Below are 26,975 nucleotides of genomic sequence, written 5' to 3' on the forward strand. Positions count from 1 at the left end.
TCGCCCTTGATACTTTTATCGCAACCTTTTTCGACTGTTTGTCAAGAGCGATTGCGGGGCCTCACGTCCCCCCAATGGAAGTGATCTAATACTTTACATAGTTTTCATAGAACTTTTGACACTACCAGGCCTCCCTCTTAGAAAAGGGAGTTCATTAATTCTTATATAGCGCCAACAACTGGATGTGGAACATATGGTTCTTCCAAATAGACTACCTCTTCAGGTGTTAACGAAACAGAAAGTGCTCCTACAGCATCTTCTAGATGGCTTATCTTTGTCGCGCCAACAATCGGAGCTGTTACAGGTTCTTTTTGGAGCAACCAGCTAAGCGCTATTTGAGAACGAGACACATTATATTTTTGCGATAGTTCTGCCACTCGATCAATGATGATTTGATCCGCATCCGCCATAGCATCATATTTTGATTTTTGCGTTTTGTCCGTTTCGGAACGATGTGTTTTTTCTGATTTGTCACGCGTTAACCTGCCTGAGGCAAGCGGGCTGTATGGAATCACACCAATTCCTTGGTCAAGGCATAACGGAAGCATTTCACGCTCTTCCTCTCGGTAGATAAGATTCAAATGGTTTTGCATGCTAACAAACTTTGTCCAACCGTTTTTCTCTGCTACATGATTTGCTTTTAAAAATTGCCACGCGTACATTGCGGAAGCTCCGATATATCTGACTTTTCCAGATTTCACAAGGTCATGCAATGCTTCCATTGTTTCTTCAATAGGAGTGCTATAATCCCAACGATGAATTTGGTAAAGATCGATATAATCGGTTTCAAGACGTTTTAAACTATGATCAATCTCCGTCATAATCGCTTTACGTGAGAGCCCTTTGCTGTTCGGACGCTTACTGTTTAAATCATTACCCATTGGAAAATATACCTTTGTGGCCAGAACGACTTCATCACGATTCGCATAATCTTTTAACGCACGACCAAGGATTTCTTCACTTGTTCCGTCGCTATATACATTCGCCGTATCAAAGAAATTAATGCCTAAATCAAGTGCTTTTTTGATAATCGTGCGGCTTTTTTCTTCATCTTGTACCCAAGGATGAACCCAACGTTCAGCAACCCCAAAACCCATTGTTCCAAGGCAAATTCTTGAAACATCTAATCCTGTGTTTCCTAATTTTACATAATTCATTTATATTCACTCCAGATTTAAGATTTAGATTTAAACAATATTAATTATAAGCAATTTAACAAAAAACCTCTTACCTATTCGTCTTCAATGTTTGCCTAATCCTCTTTGGATGCATATTCAGCCTCCCTTCATGAGTCGAACAAAAAAAAGAGCCGCAGCTACGACTCTTTGACTCGCTCAAACCTCGTTAAACACTCTTCTTCCGGCTTGATGTTAACCTGTTTCCACTCTTCATTGATGAATCTCCGAAATTGAGCAATTTCTACATCCGTTCCATTCGTCAATGTAACATATATAAACCAATAATCTGCTCCATCCGTACCTTTAAAATAAATATGTTTAAAGTATCCCTCTCTCACAGTGGGGTAAATTTGTTGTATTAATTTGCACCATTCCCCATATTTCACTTCGACGACTGCTTCCCCATCATGGTCCCAACCATGATAGGGTGCACATAAAAAATCCTCTTCAAACTTACTCATATCCGATATTTTAAAACCCTCTTTTTCATATACAAGATATATAAATCCATAGGAATAACCAAAATACTCCGCTCGCTTCCCTTTAAACCCCTCAATCGTTTCCATTTCGTAAAAAAATTTCAATCCATTTTTTCCATCAGGTACGTAAAAAAGCTTGATTAAACTCGTATGCCCGATCCCAGCAATCGAATCAAAATATTCATCAAAGCTTGATTTTTTTTTGATACTCTCTAGACAGAAAATTATAAGCAATTGGAAATGGAGTACGTGCCTGACCTACCGTACCGCAACTCCTCCCTCCTAGATTTTCAGCTTCACGCAGGATGCTAAAATAGTTAAGAAGGGTATCTTCCGGAGTTCGAAGCCATTCAGGCGGTAAGTGGATTTGGTCATGAGGCTTTTCAGAAAAAAGGGAATAGAATTCCCCACCGAATCTTACATTTAAAGCTTTCAAGCAAGATGGACGAAAATACTTTTGATGAATAGAAGAAATCTCCATCTGGTTTTGTTTTTGCATATTCATCACCCTAATTTCAGTTTATGGGTGTTTGAAGGATAGGTGAAAATTCTCTATTTCTTTCGTTTGTTTAGCTGTGAGAAAACAGGTGTGGCCTATTTACGCATACCCTTGACCCACATGAATAATTATCATGATTAATAAAAAATGAGAATACGATAGATATGAATGAAAATGAAAGCGTATAGGAATGGGGGATTTGTATGATCCAAATATCAGGGGTCCCGTTTCAACCAAATGAAAATTGGCAACTTGGGAGTATGGAGAAAACAATAATTCAACAGATGCAGAATGCTTCCTTTTTATATTCTTATTATTCCGAGCATGAATTATGGTTTGAGCTTCAAGTGCGAAAGAACATTATCCAAAGTGCGAAAAAAATGAATAATAGTCAAGCAGTGTTTACAACCTTTGCTTATGCCCGCTGCAACCCCAGGTATTGGCAATTAACAAGGGGAGGCGGGTTCCTATTAAGACCCGATGTGCAACCGTCAGATGCGATTCTGGATATTTATCGGAACAGTTCACTCTATGCATTTGAATGTGCAACAGCTATTCCAATCATCTATTACCATGCCATATTGAATAGCATTGGTAGCCATTTATTTAATTCACTGTTTCGAGATCTATATCTTTACAGCTGGCATACAGATACAGACCTAGGGATCAATACCTTTTATTCCAATCACTTTTTACCTGGAGATGTCCTGTACGTTAATAATCCTGACTTTGATCGAAGAACACCACATTTCAGAGGTGTTAATGCCGTTCTCCTTAATGATGGTACGCTGTTTGGACATGGATTTAATATAAGAACATCCGAAGAAATGATTCGAATTCTTAATGAAAAAAGAAAACCGGGTAGTCATCAATCAGCTTATATAACAAAGTTGGTGACAAGGCCATCTTTTAAGTATTTATACAGAGTGGCCAGTTGGAATAGAAACGGTCGAGCATACAAAATGCAGCGTCCGATCGTGCACCATAACAAAAGCTCTATTTCATATGCTCACTATCTTTATTATTCCATGTAATACACAATCCATGACATTCACCCATTTTTTTATAGACGGGCTCCAAATTCCCCTCCGAGAGTATAATATAGAGAAATTCATTACACGAAGGGAAGTGTAATCATGTATCCAAACGTTAACGCAGCACCGACTCTTGGAGCTAATGTTCCTCCAAATATGGCCCCAATGCCTACCTATACCGCTCCTGCTTTTGATTATGGATGTGCATATCCTGTCTGTCCTGATAATCGAAACGATTTTATCTTAATTGTCGTATTGTTTATTTTACTCATCATTGTAGGTGCAAGTTTTTGCTATAGTAAATGCTAAAATAATAAACAACCTACTGGCTTGAGGAACTATCCTCAAGCCTCAATTTTTATTTTCCAAGCTGTTGATGATAGCAAATAGTGATGATCTGTCCATTTACCATTAATTCTTAGATTTCCTTTAGCTATACCATCTTTTTTAAATTTTTCTAATACACGAATAGATGCTATATTGTCAGGAATAGCTCTGGATGTTTTGGTCCAAATCGTCAATGGTAAACCCATTCATGGCATGATAACTCAACTAAGCTACGTTGAATCTATAGTGAAGCATTTAATCTTACAAAGAATTTGAAAATAAACGGAGCTTTTCCGGTTAGACGGCAGAGTAGAGCTCTTTTCATGGTATATAAGCGGAGGTTTTCCGGTTAAGCAAAATAATATTACCCATTTTCACGTTTTTCGAGTCAATAGCCGGAATCTCTCCGTCTATTTGAGCTATTTTCAGTGCAATTTCTTAATTAAGCGAAAATTCTCCGCTTAATGATCAAACCCTCCCGATACCCTCATCTGGGTTCTTTTTTCAAAGACCCATGACCATGAGCTAAAGAAATCTCCTAATGCGACTAATAATTCAAACATGACTCAAAACATCTCCCTTATTTATTTGTTTACGTCACAAGTGAAACAAAGGTTAGCATTCCTATTGAGGTAATTCAATTTCTTATACAAAATCCTCCGATTTTTCCATTAAGAGAATGCTGCCCCTCTAGTTCCAAAAGAAGGTTTCAACTAATTCCTCTACTAAACTGCTCTTTTTCTACCAATAAGGAAATCCAACAAAAAGAAGCATAAATCCTATGGAATTAATGCCTCCGAAGTTATATAAATCAACTCATCCCTATTGACTATTTTACAAGTCATCCAATGTTTTTTGGGCCTTTTTGAAGTAAGCTGCCATTATTGCTTAATAAGATAACAAAAAAGCGTTAATCCGTTATGGATTAACAGCCCTGTTTGCTTATGTGATGTATTTACAATACGCTCTTTTAATACCTCCTGTACAAACCATGCTTCCAACAACTCCAACAAGTATACTAGAAGTTATGATTTTTAACGCATAATATATACCTGTACCAGTAATACAATCAAGTATAATAAACTTTTTAATTGTCGAACCTCTAATTGTATAGAAAACTACATTATGATTCTTCATGGCTGATCACACCCTATTTTTTTCATAAAGATATGAGTGATCTGGTTTGTCTTATTCCACAAAACTGCTCATTTTGTACAGTAACTTCAACAAAAATGGCTTTAATCCTTCTTGGAACAAAGCATATTATCGGATGTGGAATGAGCTTACACATCCAAGCTGTTGATGATAGCTAATATTTGATGATCTGTCCATTTGCCGTTAATTCTTAGATTCTCTTTAGCTATACCTTCTTTTTTAAATCCTACTTTTTCTAATACTCGAATAGATGCTAGATTGTCAGGCATAGCTCCTGCTTCAATTCTATGTAGTTTTAATTCTCTAAAAGCAAAGTCTACAACAAGTTGAAGAGCTTCTGTTGTATAGCCCTTTCCGTTATATTCCTTATCTAAAGTAAATCCCGTATAACAGCTTTGGAGGTCTCCCCTTGCAATTTGAGTTAATGAAATGTCTCCGATCAGTTTATCGGTGGCCTTTAAAAAGATTCCAAAAGCATATAATTGCCCTTCATCTGTCTTTTTTAATACCCGTTCAATGCGTATTCTTTGATGATCTTCTGTATAAAAGGCTTCTGGGAGTAATGGGCTAACTCGTTGAAAAAATTCACGATTTCTAGTTTGTAAGTTTGCTAACTCGCTGGCATCAGAAGTTTTAAAAAATCGAAGATAAATTTGTTCCCCTACTAGCTTCATAAAACCCCTCCAAAATCTTTTACTACCATTTTATTCTGATTGGGCAAAAGTATGTTGTTCTTATTCAACAAGCTACCCCTTTTCTACAATAAGGAAATTCAACAAAAAGAGGCGTCAATCCTTCTTGGATAAATGCCCCCGTTTCTTTAAGTACATTTCTTCACAATTTAAATAACCCACCCTTACTGGTGTATTTTAATTCAGTGAAAATTTTTGAAACCCCTTCCGTTTTCATTCGTAAATAACTGAAAAGGAGCGAGAACAATGATTAAAAATAAAAATTGGACTGTGCTATTTATTTTACTCTCAACATCTTTCTTCTTAGGTGGGGTATCATTAAGACCGCTATTTGAATATTCACCAATCTTTGGTTCAACTCTAGGTTTTCTATTTTTAATAATAGCATTATGTTTTTCATTAAATAGGTACCAAAAATAGTAAGTTTAACTTGAACTATCCTGCCACGTTAATCTGGTAATGAGGTGATTATTATGAACAGAACATTCCAGTTAGTTCAAAAAGTTACAGGGTTTGTTTTACTAATACTAATTATCTTCTCTTTACTAATGGAGAAATTTAGTGTCAGTTTAATCTTTTGTTATATAGGTATCTCTATTTACAATGGGGTACGTGCATTTGAATACTTAAATGCAAACCAGTTAAAAAAAGCACTTCTTTACTCAATTCTTTCGATTGGATTCTTCTTAATTTTTATATTTAGTCTTTAAATAGTTCTAATAGCTTTGTGAACAATAAGCTTGAACACAATAAATGATGTATTTCATCTTGTACAAAACTGCCCCTTTAGTTCAAGTAAAAAAGACTACTAAAATTAGCAGCCTATCTTAAAGGAAAGCCCCACAATGTGGACAAACGGCTTAAGAACCCTGTGCACTATGGTGTTAGTTTGGATGGACCTTACATTGTTTCGGTTCTTTCAACTGTGAAATTTCCATTCCCCATTTGTTTTACAGGACTATACATGTAGTATCTTATTAAAATAAATGCCAAGCATAATAATAACGATAAAAAGCCTACTAATAAGAAATATTGTGTACCTAATTGCGATATAAATAATCCACCTGCTGCGGTACCCACTGCGATCCCCAAGTTTCCTGATGTTAGAAATAGTCCATTAGAAAACTCTGGAGCTTCGGGCGCTGATGACACAACCCAATATTGAAGAATATTACCTCCTGCTCCAGCTACAATTCCCCATAAGAAAGTAGAGATAAACATAGGTACCGTCAACTGTCCAAACAGGAATAACATGATGTAAACAGCTCCCAAGGCAAAAGGAAAAGCTAATACCGTTTTAATAGCATTATTAGTAAGCAACTTTCCTGCCACGATGTTTCCTATAATATTGGCTCCACCGTATATGAATAACATGATTGTAATGATACTCGGAGACAAATTCATTCCCGTTTTCAGATACTCAGAAAAATAACTGTACACCCCAGTTATGGCTGAATTAATGAAAATGGCTGCCAGAATGGAGTGCCAAACCATTGGTCTTTTTAATACGGATAGTTGTGCTCCGTAAGAAAGTCTTTCCTTAACGGGCATAGATGGTACAAATACTAATATTGCAATGAATGCTACAGCGTTTACAACAGCATTGAATACCATCGCCATTGGGAAAGAAATGGAACTAGCAATAAACGTAGCGATCGGTGTACCGATAACCATACCGGCAGATACTCCTATAAATACTTTAGCAATAGCTTTTGGAGATTCCTCATTGCTTACCGAGGCAGCAGCAACTGTGAAAGCTAAAGAAAAAAACGCCGGATGAAAAAAGGCTGGAACTGCGCGAGCAATTAATGCAATGGTAAAGTTGTCTGTAAATATGGAAACGATGTTCCCTAGAACAAATACGCCAAGTACGAGTAACATGATCTTCTTCCGATTAAACCCCGAAAGTAATAAAGGAATAATTGGGGCTGAAATGGCGACGACGAGGGCAAAAAGACTCACCAACCATCCTGCCTTTGATACACTGACATTAAAGTGTTCAGCAACGAATGGCAGGATTCCCATCATTCCCAGTTCAGTATTAATAAGTCCGAAAGCACCGATCGCTAATATAAATATTAGCAAGTTGTTTTGTTTAGCCACAAAATATACCTCCTTTGTACTCCCACAACAAAAAATCATCACCGAACGATTAATCAACAGCCGTTTGTGAGTCGGCAACGATTGGTAAAACCAGGCTAGAAATGTAGTGGATTTGGATTAACTTTTTATTGATATTTTTTGTCCCGTTAATCCTTTACTATTTCAATTGTCACCGATGCGTTGTCTGGGATTGCACGAAGCTCGTCTATACTCGCGTTAATTCGTCCCAGTGGAACTTTTCCAGGCCAGTAACCAATATAACCATAATAGAGCGCAATCCATTGACCAGGCTCGTAATAACCAACTTCAGGAATCTCTGGCTCGTCGCCACGAGGCGCACCTTTCATTGAAAGCGGGTTTGATAGTCTAACAACTTTTTCATCATATCCAGGATAATTATTAACTTCTAAGGTAAGCGGCAATCGAGACATAAGGTCATTTGCCGTTGGATTGTCGTATAAATCGACGGTAAACGCATTTTCACCGATACGTATCGTTATTTTATTGTCGGACGGCGTTCTCGAATTACTATTCATGGAGCTTTCTTCTTGTGTATTGCTCCTAGTTTCCGTTGGTTGGTTGTTCGTCGATGTGTTCGAATTACTATCCGTAGATCTTTCTTCTTGTGTATCACTCTTAGTTTCCCCTGATAGGCTAGCAGTTGAGTTTTCTGTACCACTACAAGCGACTAAACCAATTAAAAACAAACACATGCCTAACAATAGTATCGTTTTACTTAATTTCATGTTCATTTCTCCTAAAAAGTAACTTTTAATCGAATCTCAACAGATCGTATTACAAATGACTCAAAACATTTTTACCTATCAATAGTGCTGTTTACCACAAAGCCAACGATTCCTTTGACGTAGGTTTACGAAATACTGTATCAATCTTACCAAGTTCATCAGTGGTGAGATTGATTTGTGCAGATTTAATATTTTCCAGCATGTGTGCAGAATTACTTGATTTAGGGATCGAAATGGTATTGCCATCTCGAATACTCCATGCGATTAATATTTGTTGGATAGTTGCTTGATGATTGGAGGCTACTTCTTCTAGAATGTTTTGTTGTTGGAGATTAAATCGTCCAAATTTCCCTTTAACCACTGGGGAGTAAGCCATTAATGGCATGTGTTGCTGTTTCATGTAAGGAATCAAATCATATTCAATTCCACGATAAATTAGATTGTACTTAACTTGATTCGTCAAACAATTTGTTCCATGAGGTAAAGTGAATAATCGTTTTAAATCAGCTGTATCAAAATTCGATACGCCCCAGGCTTTGATTTTTCCAGCAGCTCTCATCTCTTCCATCGCTTCAACTGTTTCACGCAAAGGAATCGAGCTTTTCCAATGGAGTAAATACATATCTAGATAGTTAACTTGTAGCCTTTCTAGTGTATTCTCTAAGCTGATAGGTAGATATCTCCTGGAGGCATTTTCTGGTAAAACCTTAGACACTAAATATAGAGAATCTCTTTTATATCCTTGAATTGCTTTTCCAACAAGTGTTTCAGAAAGTCCATCTCCATATGTTTCTGCGGTATCAATCACTTGTGCACCTGCATCTAACCCAACTTTTAAAGCTTCTATTTCTCTAGCTTCATCCGCCAAGCGATTGCCAACTTTCCAAGTTCCTATACCGATAGGGAAAACCTTTCTATCGTTGATTCCTACTTTATTTACCATCGGATTCCCTCCTATTGGAATATTGATAGAATAATGATGTTCATTGTTATTATAAAAGTCCTTTATATGATATTTCTCATACAAAGGACTTCCATTCTACTAATGCAGCCTTATTTCAGCTTTCCACCAAACACCGGGTAAATGCTTGCCTCACCATAATCCTTGATACGCTCGGCATTTTTCAACACGTCCATATCTGCATCAGAAATCTCAAAATCCACGGCAGCATTGCTACGGATATGATCTGGGTTTGCTGATTTAGGTAGAGGTAACAGACCAAGTTGCAAGCAGTAGCGAATGCACAATTGTGGTATAGTTACTCCATACTTTTCAGCCATAGCCGCAATCTCCTGATTCTTCAGCAGCTCACCATGTGCCACAGGAGAATATGCCTCTACTAGAATCCCTTTGCTTTGGCAATAATCAATCAACTCAAATGGTGTGTTACTTACATGAGCAAGCACTTGATTAACGACAGGTTCGACGGTACCGTTTTCCAGAATATTATTTAAATCCACCTGTTCAAAGTTGGAGACGCCGATAGCACGCAGTTTGCCTTCCTTGTATGCTTCTTCAAGTGCACGCCATACTTCTAAGTTTCCCTCAAAGAAATGCTCGCCCTCACGGAACTCTTTCCACGGTTGAGGACTGTGGATAATCATCAGGTCGATATAATCAAGTTCCATCTTTTTCAGTGAATCATTGATAGCAGCAACTGCCTCGTTGTAGGACTTGATGTCAGCTTGGAGCTTGGTAGTCACAAAAATCTCTTCACGAGCGAAGCCGCACGTGCGGATCCCTTCTCCAACACCTCGCTCATTCATATAACCCTGTGCTGTATCAATGTGGCGATAGCCAATTTCAATTGCATCTCTAACTGCCTGCGCAGCCTTATCATCTTCAATATTCCAAGTTCCCAGACCCAACTTTGGGATTTTCACTCCGTTAGATAGTGTATAAGTTTCATTAAAAATCATGTTTTTTTTCTCCTTTCAACCTTTACCATTCAAGGGCTTTGTTTGATTTTAGTTTTCTGATTAAAAAATCCATACAGTACAACTTGTCTTGTTTCGCATGAACATCAGATAGAAGTTTGAAACGATAGGACGTCAGAATCCGCCTTCCTTTATCCCTCTGTCCCAAACGGAAGCTTTCAATGAATTGTTCAATCATCTCCGGTTCCATTCCTAACTCCTCAAAAGCAAGAAGTATCTCCTGCTCATCAACAATTGGACTATTCAACTTCACACCTCCTATACCTTAATTATGCTCGGAAAAGATAGAATTACAAATACTTATATCACATGAATTCCCATACTTTTTATTTATGGATTGTTATGGTTTAATAAAGATAACGGAGGTGGTCTGATGGATATCCGAATTTTGAAATATTTCCTTGCTGTTGCACAGGAAGAAAGCATAACAAGAGCTGCCGAGGTTTTGAACACTTCTCAACCAAATCTTTCAAGACAGCTAACCGAACTTGAGCAAGAAGTAGGTAAAAAGCTGTTTGAACGTGGAAGCCGAAAAATAAATCTGACAGAAGAAGGGATGTTCCTTCGCAAGAGGGCAAAAGAAATCATCGAATTGGTAGAAAGGACAGAAACAGAACTGTCCTCCTTTGATGAAGTGATCAGTGGAGTGGTTCACATAGGTGCAGCTGAGACCCATGCCATGCGGCTTATGGCTGATGCCATGCTGTCACTCAGAGAAACTCATCCACAGATCCAATATGATATTTTCAGTGGCAGTACCATAGAGGTAACAGATCAGCTTAATAAAGGATTACTTGATTTCGGAGTTCTGGTTGAGCCAGTAGATTTGCAAAAATATGATTATCTCAGGCTTCCGGTGAATGATATTTTTGGTGTCCTGATGCGAAAGGACAGCCCTTTGGCAAAGCTAAACTCCATTAGTCCAGAAGACATAAAGAATCAACCGGTACTTGTTGCCCATCAGCAACAGGGTGGAAATGTTCTGTCCGGATGGTTGGGAGATGATTCCCAAAATCTGAATATCGTTTCCACTTTCAATCTGATAACGACACCTGCCATGATGGTAGAAGCTGGGCTCGGTCATGCTTTTACCTTTGACAAGCTAGTTAATACAGAAGGGGACCGGAATCTCTGCTTCCGTCCATTGGAGCCGAAGCTGGAAACAGGACTTTATCTTGTCTGGAAAAAGTATCAGATGTTTACAAAAGCTGCAAAAGTGTTCTTAGAGCAAATTCAGCGTAGTATGTTCTAAGTTGAGTAGCTCTTTCATCAATAATCCTGTTTTAATATTATCCAAATTATTCCTATGAAGTAAAAGGTACTTTTAAAAGACCTACTAACCATGCTAGTTTATAAAATTTGCTCCATCATAAAAAAGCTGATATCCTTTGTCTCTCTTGGAAAAGGACATCAGCTTTTTTAGTCTGAAGAACTACACACAAACATCTCTATTTCTTTTAATTAAACCAACCCTTTTATCTTCCTATTTTTTACAACGGAATCCCTGTCTCGCATAAGATCCCCCTTATTCCATTCAATCTTATTAAAGAAATCAGCCCCTATAGCGACACAAGAGAAAGGCTTTACTTTTATAAAGGAAAGCCACTAACACTGATTTTACAGTGTTAGTGGCTTTTAGTTCGAGTCCAAACTTTCTTGCACGTTTCATTTAAAGACGAATAGAACCATAATGATGTCGACCCTCAAAAAGAAACGCAATGATACTCTCATAATATGGTATAAATTGTTTTAGTTCGATTAGCTCTAAGATTTCCTCTTTAGAAGCCCATTTAACTGCTTGCACCTCTTCAGTCTGTAAAGTCAAATCATTCAAATCAAAGTCATATTCAATTAAATAATAATCATCAAAGCCACGTTCAAAGTTAATAGTAAATTGTGGACGAACCTTTTCAAAGTTATAATGAATTCCCAACTCCTCGAATAACTCTCTTGAAGCAGCCTGCTGACTTGTATCGCCTGCAACTGCACTACCACCACAGGTGATATCCCAAAGGTTCGACCATCCTTGCTTAAAGGGCTGACGCTGCTGAATAAGCATTTCTCCTTTTGAATTAAATATACATACGTGTACTACTAAATGAAACTCATCTGGTGTCATTTCATCTCCACGAGTTATTTGTTTCTCTATTTTATTACGATGCTTATCAAATAAATCCCACTTTTCCATTGCTAAACTCCTTATTTAATTATGAAGAATCGCCCTTTATCTAGTTTATATCTCCCAAATAAACAGGAGATTTTTCATTCTTAGAATATCTTACTATGTATTTTCTTAACTCCTTCGGATATATTCTATAATCTAGTAAATCGTTAATTTGAACCCATTCAACTCCCACTTGGTGACTGTCAGGATTAGTTGGTGATCCATAATTATTTAGTCCATTAATAAGGTTACAAATGAAGTAATATTCAACTTGATGAACATTAAAATCGAAAGAAGAATGTTCGTGGTTTTTACCTATATACTCTCTAATATGAAGGAGCTCTTTAATTTCTACTAGTTCCCCAATCTCTTCAATACACTCTCTAGTTAAAGTACTATGAATCGTTTCTCCGTGCTCTTGCCCTCCACCAGGAAAAAGATAAAAATAACCTTCTTCATCCTTATTTTTTGTTAGTAAGAGTTTATTGTCTTTAAGTATTATTGCTTTTGCTGAGTTTCTAATATTCATATATGCCCCCTCCTCTACCCTAATTTTACCATATGTTTGATTGACACTTATTTCATAAAACTGCCTCTTTTCTACAATAAGAAAAAAGAAAAATACAGCTGCCTATGGCAACTGTATCGACTGAAGGAAAGCTCCTTTAGTTTAAAAACCAGTTTACTACTTTAACGTTTTGCCCATCCTCTACCATTTAAGAAATCTTTCATAAAGGATCTAGGAAGACGCGCAAAACTTCCAATTGCTGATTCAGACCATGTACGATTCGATTTTCTTCCAGTACGATTTGCATAATACAATTTAGTAGTCTCGTCATATTGTTTAATTATCTCTTTTGTATGGCTGTTATAACGATTTGTGTGATAAATACCTTCAAATGGAATTCTAGGCTTACTGTCATTACGTTCAGCTGGATAACCAACGACGAGTCCAAAGACAGGGAAAACATACTCAGGAATATCAAGCAACTCAGATATTTTTATTATTCCATCTCTAACTCCACCAATATAACATACACCTAATCCCATGGATTCTGCAGCAATGACCAAGTTTTGGGCTGCCAATGTAGCATCTATAGCACCTACGAGAGCAGCATCTATTCCCTCAATTGTCTCTGTGATATCCATGTCTAATTCTTCTGCCATTTGTTTATGACGATTTACATCCGCACAAAACACGAAAAAGTGTCCGCCCTCTGCTATAAATGGTTGATTCCCTGCGAGTTCTGCTATTTTCTGTTTTAGTTCTTGATCAGTTACACCGATAATGGAATATGCTTGCTGAAAACTTGCAGATGATGCTGCTTGTGCTGCAGTAACTAGCTGCCTAATTTGCTCCTCTGTTAAAGCTTGATTAGTAAAAGAACGAACAGAAACATGGTTTAAGATGGTTTCAATAGTTTGGTTCATTTTTATTTCTCCTTCTACTTTAAAATATTTTTTGCTTTTGATTGTAGCCTAATTAATTTTTGAATAAACAGTACAAAATTATTGCAAAAAAAACAGCAAACTCAACTAATAGATGTTTGCCATAGTACCCTCGACGATTTGTTCCGCCATATCACGATTTTGTGTAGTGACGTTGAGAGTTCGTAGACCATAGTAACTACATATAAATGTCCTTGACAACTCTAGTGCCGATCTATCCGATGTGATTTCTCCGGATTCTATTCCTTTCTCTATCACACGATTGAGAACACTTTCCAGACATTCTACATGACGATTAGACCAAACCTCTACAATGGAGTCAGTTCGACCACGCTCCATAGTGGCATTAATTAAAAAACAGCCTTTACTCGAGTCCTCAAAATCCTTTTCCACTGCCCATTCCAACAGACCACGCAGTCTTTCTTTTACAGGACCAGGCTGTTCCAAAATGGCGGTTTGCACCTGAATCCAGTGCTCATGATAACGTTGGAGGGTTTGCTCATACAATTCATGTTTACTTCCAAACGTATTATATAAGCTTCCACGACCAAGCCCTGTACTGCTGCATAAATCCTCAGTAGAGCATGCTTCATACCCTTTTAACCAAAAAACATTCATTGCTGCATCAAGCACTTCAGGCTTATTAAATTCACGAGGTCTTCCACTTTTACTCATGTTGTCTCCTTTCTTAAAAAGTAATGTTAAACACAGTATATATATTTTGTAACGTTCAGTCAATAATTGAAATCACGTCCTCCATTTGAACGATACGCCTACCATTTACCCTAGAGTTAAAGACTTTTATTATTTGCATACCTTCTTCCCATTAACGAAGGTGAAAACTTTATTTTATATTTACCTCTGAGCTCTAACTTAACTTTTTCTGTTAAATAAGCACCTTGTCTGTTATGTTCCTCTTCTATTTCAACACCATTTTCAATTATTTGATCTAAGTCCCAATCAACCCATTCACCATACTTTGTTGCCCACTCGCTCAATTCTCTTTTTAGTTCATTTGAAATTGGAATATCATCTAAATCAAAATTACAGCCACATTGATTGCACCAAATAGGATCAGCTCCAACATCGCCTTCGACCTTTAACTTGTATGTTTCTTGTTGTTCACAAAAACACTTCATTTTCGGCTCCTCTGAGGAAAACTTTTTATTATTATTAGTATATATTCAACTCGATTAGTTTGCATATCCTTCTTCCACTAACCTGCTCTTAGTCGAATAAGAAAAGGCGATTTCCCTTTATAGAAGAATCCTGTCTCCATTGCTTATTTTTATAACAATCCTCATTTAATGTTTTTAACGACTTCATAATCAGGTGGAAGTTCTTTAATATCCCTTTCGTCGAAAGCTGCTTTCAGTTTCTTGGAGTCTTTCATAAAATGATATTCAATTTTCAGCTCCTTAGGAATAGTGGTAGAGGTGATTCCAGCTTTCAGGAATATATAAAAATAAACAGAGTTGCTACTCTGGCTTGGCCTTCGACAAATCATATAGGATTCTATATCACCCCATCCAATTTCAACGTTTCTTTTATCTTTCTCGACAATTACACCTGTTTCCGTCACAGTTATAAGTAATGTTGGATTTATTAATTGTTTAAACGAATAAACAACCATATATAAAAAAAGCATCGCAAATAATGAACTAAAAATCAGAACTGCCCAATAACGCCAATTCATTTCATTACCTAAATTAGAATAAATACCCGTTGCCATCATAATGAACAAAGGACCAGAAACAATTAATATGACAAACATATAAATTCTTGAATTATAAAACTTTTTCTCTTCCAACTAATCACTTCCCTTCTATTAAATTACGGCTCACTATGTAAGGAAGTTTCAAAATTTACTTCTAAGCTTAACTTGCCCATTAGTCAAAAAACCCCTTCATTACAGGAATTATTAACAAACGATATAATAAAAGCCTTTAATTTATGGGAATTATTACAAATATTTGGTAATGTATATAAAGAGGTGATTAATATGGGGCAATACACAGGACTATACGTGCTTTTGGGAATAATCTTCATAATAGTAACTCTTAATAGAAACTTGTTTTGGTGGGTTAAAGTTACTATCGTCGTTTATTACTCTATTATTTCTTATATCTTTATCACCATTAAAAATAAAATCGATAAAGAATATGAGAATATCACTCCTGTGCCAGATTCTTACTGGGATGAAAATTCCGGTTGGGTATATACGATGGTTGATTATTATTTCTGGCCTCTATCGCTCCTTCTCCTTTTTATCTATTACAAATGGTTTAAAAGCGTGCAAGGTAAGACAACAAGGCTATTAGTGTTATTAAGTATGGTTCCATCAGCTGCGATCTTTTTATTTTTTATGTTTATTTTTGGTTTTTCTTACGGGTACAGGCCATAAGGTTTGTACTTTTTATTTACATAATTGTTCATATCCTTATTAAATAAACCTGCTTATTTAGTTAAAACGCTGGTGGAGTTACCGAAAATAGAATGACGGCATTTTCAGTGAAATTATTTTCCCATTTATGTTTCATATAAGCTGGTATTTTGACACTATCACCGGTTTCTAATATATATTCTTCATTATCTAAAAACACTTTAATTTTCCCTTGTAGAACAAATGCAACTTCTTCCCCTTTATGTTCCAAAAGTTTCTCAGACGAAGATGTATTTGGAGGTACATTCATAATCGCGCTAGCCAGTGTTCCTGTAAATTCAGGCGACACTAACTCATATGAAAGGTTTTCAACAACCATTTTCTTACGATCAGTTGATCTAACAACTAAATCTTCGGTATTAGATTCTTCAAGTAAAAAACTAAAGGTGGGAACATCAAGGGCTTTGGCTAAAACCTTTAAAGTCTGAATGGAGGGATTTGCTAACCCCCGTTCAATCTGACTTAACATGGAAGGTGTTATTTCTGCTATTTTTGCTAATTCTCTACTGCTCCACCCTTTGGCTTTTCTAAATTTCTCAACTTTTCTACCAATATCTATATTTTCCATTCATTTACCCCTTAATATTAAACGTAATTTAATTTTATTAAATTATAGTTAACATAAATTCAAATCTCTGTTAAACTATACTTAACAAGTGTTAAATATTATTTTATCAAATGATGTTTTACAAGTCAGTAAGGAGTGAGGAGAATGAATGAGTTTTTTACGTTCCTAGTCCTTTCGTTATTTGTTGTTATGAGTCCAGGGATTGATACAGCACTTATTACAAAAAGGACCATTACGGACGGAAGAAAAGATGGTTACAAAATGGCTCTAGGTATTACAACTGGCTCATTAGTCCATACATTCGCTGCTGCTTTTGGACTTTCAGCTATTTTGATGCAGTCTGCTGTTGCATTCGAAACGGTTAAATACATTGGTGCCATTTACTTAATATACCTAGGATTGTCTTCCTTTATCTCAAGGAAAAAGAAGGCATCTGCAAGTGTTGATAAACAAAATAAATCCGCTTTTAAACAAGGTTTATTTTCGAATGTACTGAATCCAAAAGTTGCGATGTTCTTCTTAACATTTTTACCCCAATTTGTGAAAACAGGAGAACATGCAACCCAGCACCTGATAATAATGGGTGTGATATACACACTTCTGTCTATTTCTTGGTTTTTTATTTATGTCTTTTTTATCAACTATTTACGTGAATGGCTACTGGCTCCAAAAGTACAAAAGATCATGGATAAAGCTACGGGGCTTGTCTTAATTGGATTTGGATTAAAGTTAGCTTTAGATAAACCGAATTAAGATAGAAAAATAAAAAAAGAGCTGCAGAAACAGCTCAACGATCTAAAATTTGATTTTACTTTTTCAAAACTGGAATCCAAATTTCGCTTTTTACTGATGGTGAAGTTAAATCCTTACTTTTGATCGACAAAATTTCGGGTCCTTCTGTTACATGATAATTGGAAGATGGAAACCACTCAGAATAAATCCTTCCCCAAGTTTCCTGTAGGGTATCAGGAAAAGGACCAGTAGTTTCAAATATTGCCCATGTTAAAGCAGGAACTTCAAGTTTTGAAAAATTTTGAGGGTAGTCTTGTGTTGTTGCCACCCCAATATACTGATCAAGCTCGCCTTTTTCTTCCATACGACCATCCGAAAAGTTTGTTGAGGCTTGAATCATCCCTAGAGGTTCAACATTAGACAATTTTTTTAGTTGATCTATTTTTTCCATAGTCAAAGATTTCCACATCCGTGTAATTTCCGGGTTTTCCCCTTCAAAAATAATTGGAACTCTTTTCATAATACCCACTATGTTAAATGCGTCTTTTTGTTCGATACGGTAATTCATTTCGTTTCCTCCTCTAATTGATAATTGGAAGGTCATTGGAGGAAAAGCTTTTAATGGCTGTCCATCATTTCTTGCTTCTGATGGGGTTACCCCATGTAAATTTTGAAAAGCTCTAGTAAAGGAATCCGGTGAATTGTATCCATATTTAAGCGCAATATCAATTATTTTCAATTGACTATTTGTAAGTTCAAATGCTGCCAAGCTCAATCGTCTACGGCGAATGTATTCTGATAATGTTATACCTGCAAGAAAAGAAAACATTCGTTTAAAATGATATTCAGAACAATGAGCGACCCTAGCCACCACTTCGAAGTCTATTTCGTTAGTGAGGTTATCCTCGATATACTTCATTGAATCATTCATGCTCTTAAGCAAATCCATTATATGACCTCCTTTCATCAATAGAATAACAGGAGTTGAATGGTTCCGTCCGACATTCTGTGCACCATTTTGTCGGTTTCATCTCATCTTTTAGGTTTGTGGTAACTTGAGTAGGAATATATTAGGATTTATATAATTCTAACAATTTAAATTTTATAGAACTTTAATCTTACAGAAAGTTTGTAAATAAACGGAGATTTTCCGGTTAGACTGCAGAGTAGAGCGCTTTTCAGGGTATATAAGCGGAGGTTTTCCGGTTAAGCACAATAATATTACCCTTTTTCACGTTTTTCGAGCCAATAGCCGGAATCTCTCCGTCTATTTGGGCTATTTTCAGTGAAATTTTTTAATTAAGGGAAAATTCTCCGCTTAATGTTCAAATCTTGTGATACCCTCATCTGGGTGCTTGAGGGTCCGCTCTTATAGGGTGCTTTTCTAACTATACCCTAAAATATATTTGTCTTAAAATAGCCTAATTACTAGATACATTCCCTTATTTTTTGATTAGGTTGATATCCAGCAATCAAAAGAAGAATTGATTGTTTATAGGAGTCTACTACACGTCCTTCCATGTAATAGTTGTACCCTCTATCTAAAATAGTCTTGTTTATATAACTCTTAAAATCATTAATGTGCATATCTGTTCCCTCTTAAAGAATTTTTTTCATCTTCTTTGGTAGATTGATGCATTATTAGGGATATCAGCTACTTAAACAGCACTTTTTATACTTTTTCCCACTGCCACAGGGACATGGTTCATTTCTACCTATAGCAGGCGCAGCTTCTACAGGCTGAAGGTTAACCGTGGAGTCAGAACTGCCCTCACTCTCCTCGACATAGTCTGGAAGTAATGCTAGCTTTTTCGCATATCGTTTTTCATTAAATGGCTCATTATTTTTCATGATATAATACATTTCTTCTATAAGAATACTACCAATCATCTCTTTGGATTCACCCGCCTCGTAACCTAAATTCAATAAACGGTTGAAGGTTTTCTTTGTACATTTAGGATCATTTGCTTTTAATTGATTATCAACTGTATCGAGAATCTGAGATTTCAATCTATAGTTAACCATTACCTTATACTCCTATCATTTGTTAATTTATATGTATCTATCATTATGACACTTCCAGTATTTTTCTAACCCTTTAATTTCATGCATTCTTAAGAATGCTATACTTAACATAGTAACATGTGAAGAAGAGGGATGTATCCTTGGGGAAAAAGAAGAGTGAAAAGAAAAGAGAAAAAAGAAGAATGAAAGACCTAGAATTAGAAGCGTATATAGAATCCGATGAAACCTTCGCCTTCATTGCAGGGTATACCGAAGGCGGCGCTCCTTATGGGATTACACATGAGGAAATGGACGAATATTCTTCATTAAACAACAAGAAAAAAATTCAATCAAACGTTTGATTGAATTTTTTTTACTATTATCCTCTTTCATCTTCTACTATAGAAGCAACATCTCTGTTACATCTGTGCATTTCCCGCACCAAGCATTGCCTAGTAGGCTTTTTCACATCTCATTCGGAATAGAAAGGCACTAATCACCATACCTTGTCTAATTCTGTGAAACTCTGTTTACTGATTTAATGTTACTTTTTTGTTCAATCACATAAACTAATTCCTCGATAATATCGTTTAACCTCATTTGGCTAGTATCTTTACCTAATATAATGGTAGTTTTATTACATAATTTTTTCTCCTGTTCAGTCATTCCTATCCCTCATCTCTAACATGGTCTTACACTCATTATTCCCTCTTTTTTAAATTATATTCATAGTTTCGAAGTTTTTATTGAACAATAAAACGATTTTCTCCATGTTTCGCCTCCCAACCCCTTTAATACAATAAGTAAAACTTATTAAAGAGAGTATGATAGGTAGTCTCTTTTAGGATTAATATTGAAATAACCTATGGAAATCCAATTGACGTCGCCGGTCCTGGTGGAGATAAAGGTCCATTATACGATAGCTTATATCGGAAAGATCCAAAAGGCCACTGAGAGGATCTCGGTGGCCTTTGAACTGTCTATTAGCAATACTTACTCATTTTTTTGCCTATAAAAATAAAAGGATTCTAGGATGTGCCACAATGTTACATGAGTTCCTGAACCTGTAATTAAATGCACTAATATGCACTGTTTCCTGTTTCACCTTGGACAATCGCCACACTAGAACTTGCTCCAATACGTGTCGCACCTGCTTCTACCATTGAATCTACACCCTCTCGGTTACGAACACCACCTGAGGCCTTCACTCCGATTTCCGGACCAACGGTTTCACGCATGAGTTTTATATCCTCAACCGTTGCTCCACCAGTCGAGAAGCCCGTTGATGTTTTCACATAATCAGCTCCTGCTTTTACAGCAAGCTTACAAGCTCGGACCTTTTCCTCTTCACTCAGTAAACTTGTTTCAATAATTACTTTAACTAGTGCTTTCCCATCTGCTGCTTCCACTACTCCACGGATATCCTGTTCAACAGCATGATCATCACCGTCTTTTAATTTACCAATATTGATGACCATATCCACTTCATGAGCACCTTTTTTAATTGCGTCTTTCGTTTCAAAACTTTTTGTCTCTGTAGTCGTTGCCCCTAATGGAAAGCCAATGACTGTACATACTTTTACATCAGAACCCTTTAATAATTCGATTGCCGTTTCTATCCAAGTAGGATTTACACAAACGGAGAAAAATCCATGTATTTTCGCCACTTGACAGAGAACTTCCACCTGATCCTTTGTAGCATCGGCTTTTAATAGTGTATGGTCAATCATGTTTGCAATATTTTTCGTCATTCGTTTCACCTTTCCTTTTGGAACTTATTTGTTTATGTTAAATCCTCTGGAGAAAATGCTCCTGGTATTAGTTCTTTAACCGTCATTTCCTCTACGTCGCCCTTTAAGTTCGTTAAAATCACTGCCATATCTGGATCACATAGCTCTGAAATCACTTGGCGACATGCACCACAGGGTGGAATTGGACGATTGGTATCTGCCACAACAACAAGCAGATCAAATTCCTTGTCTCCTTTTGCATAAGCACTAAAAAGCGCTGTACGCTCAGCACAATTACACATCGAATAGGCTGCATTTTCAATATTACAGCCATGGTATACCTTCCCATCTTTTGTTCGTAGTGCCGCCCCCACCTTAAACTTTGAATACGGAGCATAGGCCTTCTCTCTTGCTTTTTTTGCTTCTTCAAACATGAATGGATGATTCATCCTTCCTCCCCCTTTCTCTTCGAGTTAGTTCTTCAATTATGAGTTTGTAAAAGTTTTAAAAATAAAATCGACTAGTACACCACCGAGGTATACACCGAAAACTCCTAATACACCTGCAAGCACAGGTGGAGCTGGTAATGGTAGACGCAAGAACTTAAAGACAACCCCTATTACAATTCCTGCAAAAATACTTAAAAGTAACTCCTTCATCTTCATTCTCCTTCTTTTCGTAAAAATAAAAGTCTTTACGTTGTAGGATGTCCGACATCTAATGGTAAAAGTCAGGCCACTCATTGGGCCCTGTTTTCTATTGATAAATAATGTCATAGTGTAAAACTTTAAAATCATATATTTATAATTTTGTAGAAAACGCTTACTAATTCTTCTAAAAAAATTTCATTGTCACCTTTATTAACGGGACATTCGTTATCAGACGTCTGACAACTATAAAACAAAAAAATTTGATGAAAAAGTATTTGGTTACTTTTCATCTTTGTATCCCCTTTCATTTTGTTGGATGACTTTTCTCTCACATTATAAAGGTAAGAGGTCTAACAACTCAACACTTTTTTTTGTAAATAATAACCGGTTTGGAAACAAAGACAGCTTAAATACACCTTACCACTAGAAAAAATTCAATCAAACGTTTGATTGAATTAACTCCAAATGCTCTAAATCAAGCTTTCTCATCACCAGTCAAGGATACTTATATACAAAAAGAGAACAAATCATAGTTTGTCCTCTTCTTATACTTCACTTATATGAATAATCCGTGAATCGCCCCAAGCAGTGTGAATATAAGAATATGGCCACTGCCTCCCCCTCTTGAAATAAGCGGAGAAATTTCTCTTATATAGGAAATTGCACGGAAAAAAGCTAAAATAGGCGGAAGGATTCCGACTATTGACTCGAAAAACGTGAAAAAGAGGAATTTTTCTTTGCTTAATCGGAAAATCTCCGCTTATATACCCCGTACCGAGCTCTATTCTTGAGTCTAACCGGAAAACCTCCGCTTATATACCCCGTACCGAGCTCTATTCTTGAGTCTAACCGGAAAACCTCCGCTTATTTCTTACCTATGGCTGGTTTATGTTTCCTCCCCTTTTAAACTCTAAGAAAACTTAACAAACAAGCTATCAATCCTTCTTGAATCAATGCCTCGTTTGTTAATTTTCTTGACGGCAATATCCTGTAATGTGGTTATATCCCAACCAATATAGTTGTAGCTTGCGTTCCTCTAAAAATATTTTATTGACAACCTATTAATGAGCAATTACACTGATGATAGTGATAATCATTATCAACTAAACTTATTATAGGAAGGATACATACAATGATTGCAAAACAAAAATTCTCATTATTCTTAACATTACTACTTGTTACGCTTATGACGGCACTAGTTGGTTGTTCAGCTGAGGAAACAAATTCAACTGAAGAATCTAGTACGGAAACAGCTGGTTCCGAGGAAGCATCAACCGAATATCCAATCGTAATTAAGCATGCACTTGGAGAAACGACCATTGAAGAAAAACCTGAAAGAGTGGTTACCATTGCATGGTCAAATCATGACGTTGCTCTTGCTCTTGGTGTTGTACCTGTAGGTTTCTCAGCTGCAAACTATGGTGTTCAAGATGATAGCGGAATGTTACCTTGGACGGCAGACAAATTAAAAGATCTTGGTGCAGAAACACCAACTATTTTCCAAGATACGGACGGTTTAGATTTCGAAGCCATTGCTGACGCTAGCCCAGATGTGATTCTTGCCGCATACTCAGGTATTACTCAAGAAGAATATGATACATTAAGTGAAATTGCACCCGTTGTTGCCTATCAAACTAGCCCTTGGGTAGCTTCATGGCGTGAGCAAGTGACATTCAATGCAATGGGTATGGGAATGGAAAAAGAAGGCGAACAACTGATTGCTGATACAGAAAAATTAATTGAAGAGAAAGTAAATGAATACCCTGAAATTAAAGGGAAAAAGGCTGCATTCGTAAGTATTAGTGCCGCTGATTTATCTAAGTTCTACATCTACTCACCTGGAGATCCACGTGGTGCATTCCTTTCTGAGTTAGGGATGGAATACCCTGAAAGTATTACAAGTCAAATGACTGATCCAAATAGTTTCTATATAGAAGTAAGTGCAGAAAATGCAGATATGCTTAACGATGCTGAAATTTTAGTATCCTATGGTGATGATAATACACTTGCCGCTCTACAAGCTGATCCAATCCTTGGGAAAGTTCCAGCAATAGAGAGAGGTTCTGTGGTCATTATTGGAGATAACACTCCACTTGCAGCAGCAGGAACGCCAAATCCACTGGCCATTGAATTCTCCATTGATGAGTACTTAACTTTACTCTCAGAAGCAGTTAGCAAAGTTCAATAAAATGAATCATACATCCGTTTTAGAAAATAAGCAGTTACTTTTACCGAAACATTTCATAAAAGTACTTGTACTTTCTATTGTCTTACTCGGTATATGTGTATTGGCTTCTCTTGCTTTTGGATCTCGTATAGTTGGATGGAATGAGCTTATAGATGGCTTATTCCATCCTGAAGTACAGAGTCATGGGGCCAATGTTGTCCGCCAAAGAATAGCTAGAACCGTATTTAGTATTATGTGTGGGGCTGCATTGGGTGTTTCTGGCGCTCTCATGCAATCAGTCACTCGTAATCCTATTGCAGACCCTAGTATATTAGGAGTTAACACAGGTGCAGCACTATTCGTTGTTTGTGGAATTTCCTTTTTTAATATTGGTACTGCTGGTCAATACATTTGGCTTGCCTTAGCAGGAGCAATCATAACTGCCATTTTTGTATTCGGAATTGGTTCGATGGGGAGTGGCGGTGCCACGCCCCTTAAACTAGTTTTAGCGGGCGCTGCTACAAGTGCGGCGTTGTCATCTCTTGTCATGGCCATTATGATTCCCCGCTCAAACGTGATGGATCAATTTAGATTTTGGCAGGTTGGTAGTGTTGGAGCAGGAAATTGGAACTCTATCTCTCTTTTTATTCCTTTTCTTATTATCGGAATACTCATAGCCCTGTTCTCTGCTCCAGCACTCAATGCAATAGCATTAGGTGATGAAGTAGCTACAGGATTAGGGGTACGTACTGGAACACTTAGACTGGTTGCTGCTTTTGGAGGCGTGCTACTATGTGGTGTAGCAACCGCACTAGCAGGTCCTATTGGTTTTATCGGTTTAATTGCCACACATGTGATTCGACTCCTCATCGGTCCTGATCTACGATACATTATTCCGATGTCAGCGTTATCAGGTGCCATTATATTAACCATCTCCGATGTATGTGGTCGAATTCTAGGAAGTCCTGGTGAGCTTGAAGTGGGTGTCGTGACCGCATTTATTGGGGCTCCTATATTAATCTTAATAACTATGAAAGCGAAAATGCGTGCCTTATGATGAATGAAACGATCAACCTTATTATGGTAGGTAGAACGAAGAGACGTCGTCGTTTTTTCCTCGTCACATCCATACTTGCAATCATTGCCTTTGCCCTTTGCTGCACGATGCTGATGCTAGGAAATACGATTTACCCTGTTTCCGATGTGATCAGTGTTTTACTAGGTGAAAAAGTAAAAGGTGCCTCCTTTTCAGTGGGAACCATACGCTTTCCAAGAATGGTAGCAGGTGTTTTTGCCGGATTTGCTTTTGGTGTAGCTGGAACGGTATTTCAAACGATGCTTCGTAATCCCCTTGCCAATCCAAATGTTATCGGAATCACAGCTGGTTCAAGCGCTGCTGCGGTTTTTTGTATTATCGTTCTTCAGGCAAGTACTACCTTTGTTTCCATTGCTTCTATTATTGGTGGACTTGCAACAGTAATTGTTATTTTTCTATTATCAAAAGGTACTTCTTTTTCCATTGGCAGATTAATATTAATAGGCATTGGCATTCAAGCCATGCTAAATGCCATCATCTCTTACTTATTAATGATTGGCCAGCAACATGATATTCCTACTGCCATGAGGTGGTTAAGCGGTAGTCTAAACGGGGCTAAAATGGAGACTCTTTATCCTCTTATGATAACGGTTCTTATCTTCGCCCCCATTATTATCTTGCTTGGTAAACGATTAGATATGTTAGAGCTTGGAGAACAAGCAGCAACTTCACTTGGGGTTGATACGAATCAGACACGGCTTATTCTTGTGATCAGTTCCGTACTTATTATTGCGTTAGCTACCGCTACAACAGGACCCATTGCCTTTGTTGCCTTCCTATCCGGACCTATCGCAAAAAGACTCGTTGGTGTTGGATTTTCAACCATTATTCCAGCAGGTCTTGTTGGCATCATTTTAGTTTTAGCATCAGATCTTATCGGACAATTCGCATTCGTTGCTAGATACCCTGTAGGTGTCATCACGGGCATACTGGGAGCGCCATACTTGATCTACTTGCTAATCCGAATGAATCGAAAGGGAGATTTATAATGAAACCTATACATGCTTTTCAAGCTGAAGGAATCACTGCTGGATACGAGAATAAAACCATTTTACATGATGTAAGTATTTCCATACCTAGTAACAAAATAAGTATTATTATTGGCGCCAATGGTTGTGGTAAATCTACATTACTTAAGACAATGGCTAGGCTTATTAAACCGATCTCTGGGCAAGTGACCCTGGGAGGAAAATCCATTCAAAAAATACCACCCAAACAGCTGGCCCGTGTATTAGGCCTTTTACCACAATCACCGATTGTACCTGAGGGAATTACCGTTGCAGATTTAGTTGGACGAGGAAGATTTCCACACCAAACCTTCCTAAAAGGCTGGTCAAAAAAGGACTATGAAGCCGTTGGTGAGGCAATGGAAACCATGAAAATCACTGAATTCGCCGATCGACATATTGATGAGCTTTCAGGTGGTCAAAGACAGCGCGTGTGGATCGCCATGGCTCTAGCACAACAAACAGACATCCTGTTTCTTGATGAACCCACCACTTTTTTAGATATCACCTATCAAGTTGAAATTCTCGACCTGCTAACTGACCTTAACCGAAAATACGGAACAACGATTGTCATGGTTCTTCATGATATCAACCTGTCCGCACGTTATGCAGACCATATTTTCGCCCTACATAACGGAAAGCTAGTCGCTGAGGGACAGCCATCAGAGGTTATTACAAGCACATTAATTGAAAATATTTTTGGTCTTCATTGTACGGTCATAGATGATCCTATTTCCGGTTCTCCTTCTGTGGTACCGATTGGGCGGCATCATGTGAAAAGGGAAGTTGCTATTAGTTAACCTGAGGTTGCGCA

General features: G+C 37.2%; 32 protein-coding genes and 1 pseudogene. 11 read left to right on the top strand and 22 right to left on the bottom strand.

Going from position 1 to position 26,975, the window contains the following annotated elements; all coding sequences use genetic code 11:
- Positions 1-161 precede the first annotated feature (161 nt).
- From ACFFHF_RS06580 to ACFFHF_RS06590, 3 genes are all read right to left on the bottom strand, one after another.
- Positions 162-1,157, bottom strand: coding sequence for an aldo/keto reductase (locus ACFFHF_RS06580; protein WP_377057758.1), 996 nt, complete (start codon positions 1,155-1,157; stop codon positions 162-164).
- A gap of 158 nt (positions 1,158-1,315) precedes the next feature.
- Positions 1,316-1,762 carry a hypothetical protein gene (locus ACFFHF_RS06585; protein WP_377057759.1) on the bottom strand — a complete coding sequence of 149 codons (447 nt, stop codon included), beginning with the start codon at positions 1,760-1,762 and terminating at the stop codon, positions 1,316-1,318.
- Positions 1,763-1,841: 79 nt separating this feature from the next.
- Positions 1,842-2,156 (bottom strand): hypothetical protein, encoded by a 315-nt coding sequence (locus ACFFHF_RS06590; RefSeq protein WP_377057760.1) that lies wholly within the window; start codon positions 2,154-2,156, stop codon positions 1,842-1,844.
- 203 nt (positions 2,157-2,359) lie between these two features.
- On the opposite strand from ACFFHF_RS06590, the gene tgl reads away from it, so the two are divergent.
- The gene (gene tgl, locus ACFFHF_RS06595) at positions 2,360-3,190 is read left to right on the top strand and encodes a spore coat transglutaminase TGL (RefSeq protein ID WP_340902193.1); all 831 of its coding nucleotides are present in this window, start codon (positions 2,360-2,362) and stop codon (positions 3,188-3,190) included.
- Positions 3,191-3,355: 165 nt separating this feature from the next.
- Complete coding sequence (locus tag ACFFHF_RS06600) at positions 3,356-3,499, top strand: YjcZ family sporulation protein (protein ID WP_160548301.1); 144 nt, start codon at positions 3,356-3,358, stop codon at positions 3,497-3,499.
- 42 nt (positions 3,500-3,541) lie between these two features.
- Here ACFFHF_RS06600 and ACFFHF_RS06605 read toward each other — a convergent pair.
- Positions 3,542-3,684 (bottom strand): annotated as a pseudogene (locus ACFFHF_RS06605) (GNAT family N-acetyltransferase); the annotation flags it as partial.
- 1,116 nt (positions 3,685-4,800) lie between these two features.
- Entirely contained in the window at positions 4,801-5,346 is a 546-nt protein-coding gene (locus ACFFHF_RS06610) for a GNAT family N-acetyltransferase (RefSeq protein WP_340902190.1), read from the bottom strand.
- Positions 5,347-5,837: 491 nt separating this feature from the next.
- Between ACFFHF_RS06610 and ACFFHF_RS06615 the strand changes: the two genes are divergently transcribed.
- Positions 5,838-6,074, top strand: coding sequence for a hypothetical protein (locus ACFFHF_RS06615; RefSeq protein WP_340902189.1), 237 nt, complete (start codon positions 5,838-5,840; stop codon positions 6,072-6,074).
- Positions 6,075-6,264: 190 nt separating this feature from the next.
- Here the strand turns inward: ACFFHF_RS06615 and ACFFHF_RS06620 are convergent, their stop codons facing one another.
- The 5 genes from ACFFHF_RS06620 to ACFFHF_RS06640 form a co-directional block, all read right to left on the bottom strand.
- A complete protein-coding gene (locus ACFFHF_RS06620) occupies positions 6,265-7,467 on the bottom strand; it encodes an MFS transporter (protein WP_340902188.1) in 1,203 nt (400 codons plus the stop codon).
- Between the two features lie 146 nt (positions 7,468-7,613).
- Positions 7,614-8,213 (bottom strand): cyclophilin-like fold protein, encoded by a 600-nt coding sequence (locus ACFFHF_RS06625; RefSeq protein WP_340902185.1) that lies wholly within the window; start codon positions 8,211-8,213, stop codon positions 7,614-7,616.
- A 91-nt stretch (positions 8,214-8,304) separates the two neighbouring features.
- On the bottom strand, positions 8,305-9,156 hold the full coding sequence (locus ACFFHF_RS06630) for an aldo/keto reductase (protein WP_340902183.1): 852 nt from the start codon (positions 9,154-9,156) through the stop codon (positions 8,305-8,307).
- 110 nt (positions 9,157-9,266) lie between these two features.
- Complete coding sequence (locus ACFFHF_RS06635; protein ID WP_340902182.1) at positions 9,267-10,133, bottom strand: aldo/keto reductase; 867 nt, start codon at positions 10,131-10,133, stop codon at positions 9,267-9,269.
- A 22-nt stretch (positions 10,134-10,155) separates the two neighbouring features.
- Positions 10,156-10,398, bottom strand: coding sequence for a hypothetical protein (locus ACFFHF_RS06640; protein ID WP_340902180.1), 243 nt, complete (start codon positions 10,396-10,398; stop codon positions 10,156-10,158).
- A 126-nt stretch (positions 10,399-10,524) separates the two neighbouring features.
- On the opposite strand from ACFFHF_RS06640, the gene ACFFHF_RS06645 reads away from it, so the two are divergent.
- On the top strand, positions 10,525-11,403 hold the full coding sequence (locus ACFFHF_RS06645; protein ID WP_340902178.1) for a LysR family transcriptional regulator: 879 nt from the start codon (positions 10,525-10,527) through the stop codon (positions 11,401-11,403).
- 417 nt (positions 11,404-11,820) lie between these two features.
- On the opposite strand, the gene ACFFHF_RS06650 is transcribed toward ACFFHF_RS06645, so the two are convergent.
- The 6 genes from ACFFHF_RS06650 to ACFFHF_RS06675 all read right to left on the bottom strand — a co-directional run bounded on the left by ACFFHF_RS06650 (position 11,821) and on the right by ACFFHF_RS06675 (position 15,574).
- Positions 11,821-12,339, bottom strand: coding sequence for an NUDIX hydrolase (locus tag ACFFHF_RS06650; RefSeq protein WP_340902176.1), 519 nt, complete (start codon positions 12,337-12,339; stop codon positions 11,821-11,823).
- Between the two features lie 40 nt (positions 12,340-12,379).
- Positions 12,380-12,844, bottom strand: a complete 465-nt coding sequence (locus ACFFHF_RS06655) for an NUDIX domain-containing protein (protein ID WP_340902175.1) — start codon at positions 12,842-12,844, stop codon at positions 12,380-12,382.
- Between the two features lie 161 nt (positions 12,845-13,005).
- The gene (gene nfsA, locus ACFFHF_RS06660; protein ID WP_340902173.1) at positions 13,006-13,746 is read right to left on the bottom strand and encodes an oxygen-insensitive NADPH nitroreductase; all 741 of its coding nucleotides are present in this window, start codon (positions 13,744-13,746) and stop codon (positions 13,006-13,008) included.
- Between the two features lie 105 nt (positions 13,747-13,851).
- A complete protein-coding gene (locus ACFFHF_RS06665) occupies positions 13,852-14,439 on the bottom strand; it encodes a TetR/AcrR family transcriptional regulator (RefSeq protein WP_340902171.1) in 588 nt (195 codons plus the stop codon).
- Positions 14,440-14,555: 116 nt separating this feature from the next.
- A complete protein-coding gene (locus ACFFHF_RS06670) occupies positions 14,556-14,903 on the bottom strand; it encodes an immunity protein CdiI family protein (RefSeq protein ID WP_340902169.1) in 348 nt (115 codons plus the stop codon).
- A 161-nt stretch (positions 14,904-15,064) separates the two neighbouring features.
- The gene (locus tag ACFFHF_RS06675; RefSeq protein WP_340902167.1) at positions 15,065-15,574 is read right to left on the bottom strand and encodes a hypothetical protein; all 510 of its coding nucleotides are present in this window, start codon (positions 15,572-15,574) and stop codon (positions 15,065-15,067) included.
- Positions 15,575-15,766: 192 nt separating this feature from the next.
- Between ACFFHF_RS06675 and ACFFHF_RS06680 the strand changes: the two genes are divergently transcribed.
- Positions 15,767-16,168, top strand: a complete 402-nt coding sequence (locus tag ACFFHF_RS06680; protein ID WP_340902165.1) for a hypothetical protein — start codon at positions 15,767-15,769, stop codon at positions 16,166-16,168.
- A 61-nt stretch (positions 16,169-16,229) separates the two neighbouring features.
- On the opposite strand, the gene ACFFHF_RS06685 is transcribed toward ACFFHF_RS06680, so the two are convergent.
- Positions 16,230-16,775, bottom strand: coding sequence for a helix-turn-helix domain-containing protein (locus ACFFHF_RS06685; protein WP_340902163.1), 546 nt, complete (start codon positions 16,773-16,775; stop codon positions 16,230-16,232).
- Positions 16,776-16,919: 144 nt separating this feature from the next.
- On the opposite strand from ACFFHF_RS06685, the gene ACFFHF_RS06690 reads away from it, so the two are divergent.
- A complete protein-coding gene (locus tag ACFFHF_RS06690; RefSeq protein WP_340902161.1) occupies positions 16,920-17,528 on the top strand; it encodes a LysE family translocator in 609 nt (202 codons plus the stop codon).
- A gap of 55 nt (positions 17,529-17,583) precedes the next feature.
- Here the strand turns inward: ACFFHF_RS06690 and ACFFHF_RS06695 are convergent, their stop codons facing one another.
- Together ACFFHF_RS06695 and ACFFHF_RS06700 are read right to left on the bottom strand one after the other, a co-directional pair.
- Entirely contained in the window at positions 17,584-18,456 is an 873-nt protein-coding gene (locus tag ACFFHF_RS06695; protein WP_340902159.1) for an AraC family transcriptional regulator, read from the bottom strand.
- Between the two features lie 701 nt (positions 18,457-19,157).
- Positions 19,158-19,532: an SEC-C metal-binding domain-containing protein gene (locus ACFFHF_RS06700; RefSeq protein WP_340902157.1), complete on the bottom strand. Its 375-nt coding sequence runs from the start codon at positions 19,530-19,532 to the stop codon at positions 19,158-19,160.
- 140 nt (positions 19,533-19,672) lie between these two features.
- On the opposite strand from ACFFHF_RS06700, the gene ACFFHF_RS06705 reads away from it, so the two are divergent.
- Entirely contained in the window at positions 19,673-19,873 is a 201-nt protein-coding gene (locus ACFFHF_RS06705; protein ID WP_340902155.1) for a hypothetical protein, read from the top strand.
- A gap of 717 nt (positions 19,874-20,590) precedes the next feature.
- Here the strand turns inward: ACFFHF_RS06705 and deoC are convergent.
- From deoC to ACFFHF_RS06720, 3 genes are read right to left on the bottom strand one after another with little or no spacing between them, the layout of a single operon-like run.
- Entirely contained in the window at positions 20,591-21,262 is a 672-nt protein-coding gene (deoC, locus tag ACFFHF_RS06710; RefSeq protein WP_340902154.1) for a deoxyribose-phosphate aldolase, read from the bottom strand.
- A 32-nt stretch (positions 21,263-21,294) separates the two neighbouring features.
- Positions 21,295-21,690, bottom strand: a complete 396-nt coding sequence (gene cdd, locus ACFFHF_RS06715) for a cytidine deaminase (RefSeq protein ID WP_340902153.1) — start codon at positions 21,688-21,690, stop codon at positions 21,295-21,297.
- A gap of 36 nt (positions 21,691-21,726) precedes the next feature.
- Positions 21,727-21,900, bottom strand: coding sequence for a XapX domain-containing protein (locus ACFFHF_RS06720; protein ID WP_340902151.1), 174 nt, complete (start codon positions 21,898-21,900; stop codon positions 21,727-21,729).
- 1,123 nt (positions 21,901-23,023) lie between these two features.
- Between ACFFHF_RS06720 and ACFFHF_RS06725 the strand changes: the two genes are divergently transcribed.
- Genes ACFFHF_RS06725 through ACFFHF_RS06740 form a run of 4 tightly spaced genes read left to right on the top strand, consistent with a single transcriptional unit; the run spans position 23,024 to position 26,961 of the window.
- Positions 23,024-24,079 carry an iron-siderophore ABC transporter substrate-binding protein gene (locus ACFFHF_RS06725; protein ID WP_340902148.1) on the top strand — a complete coding sequence of 352 codons (1,056 nt, stop codon included), beginning with the start codon at positions 23,024-23,026 and terminating at the stop codon, positions 24,077-24,079.
- Between the two features lies 1 nt (position 24,080).
- Positions 24,081-25,115, top strand: a complete 1,035-nt coding sequence (locus tag ACFFHF_RS06730; RefSeq protein ID WP_340902146.1) for a FecCD family ABC transporter permease — start codon at positions 24,081-24,083, stop codon at positions 25,113-25,115.
- Positions 25,112-26,143: a FecCD family ABC transporter permease gene (locus ACFFHF_RS06735; RefSeq protein ID WP_377057763.1), complete on the top strand. Its 1,032-nt coding sequence runs from the start codon at positions 25,112-25,114 to the stop codon at positions 26,141-26,143. Before ACFFHF_RS06730 ends, ACFFHF_RS06735 begins: the two co-directional genes overlap by 4 nt.
- Positions 26,143-26,961 carry an ABC transporter ATP-binding protein gene (locus ACFFHF_RS06740; protein WP_377057764.1) on the top strand — a complete coding sequence of 273 codons (819 nt, stop codon included), beginning with the start codon at positions 26,143-26,145 and terminating at the stop codon, positions 26,959-26,961. The genes ACFFHF_RS06735 and ACFFHF_RS06740 overlap by 1 nt, the downstream gene beginning before the upstream one ends.
- Positions 26,962-26,975 lie beyond the last annotated feature (14 nt).

The organism is Robertmurraya beringensis, from assembly GCF_042433785.1.
GTDB lineage: Bacteria > Bacillota > Bacilli > Bacillales > Cytobacillaceae > Robertmurraya_A > Robertmurraya_A beringensis.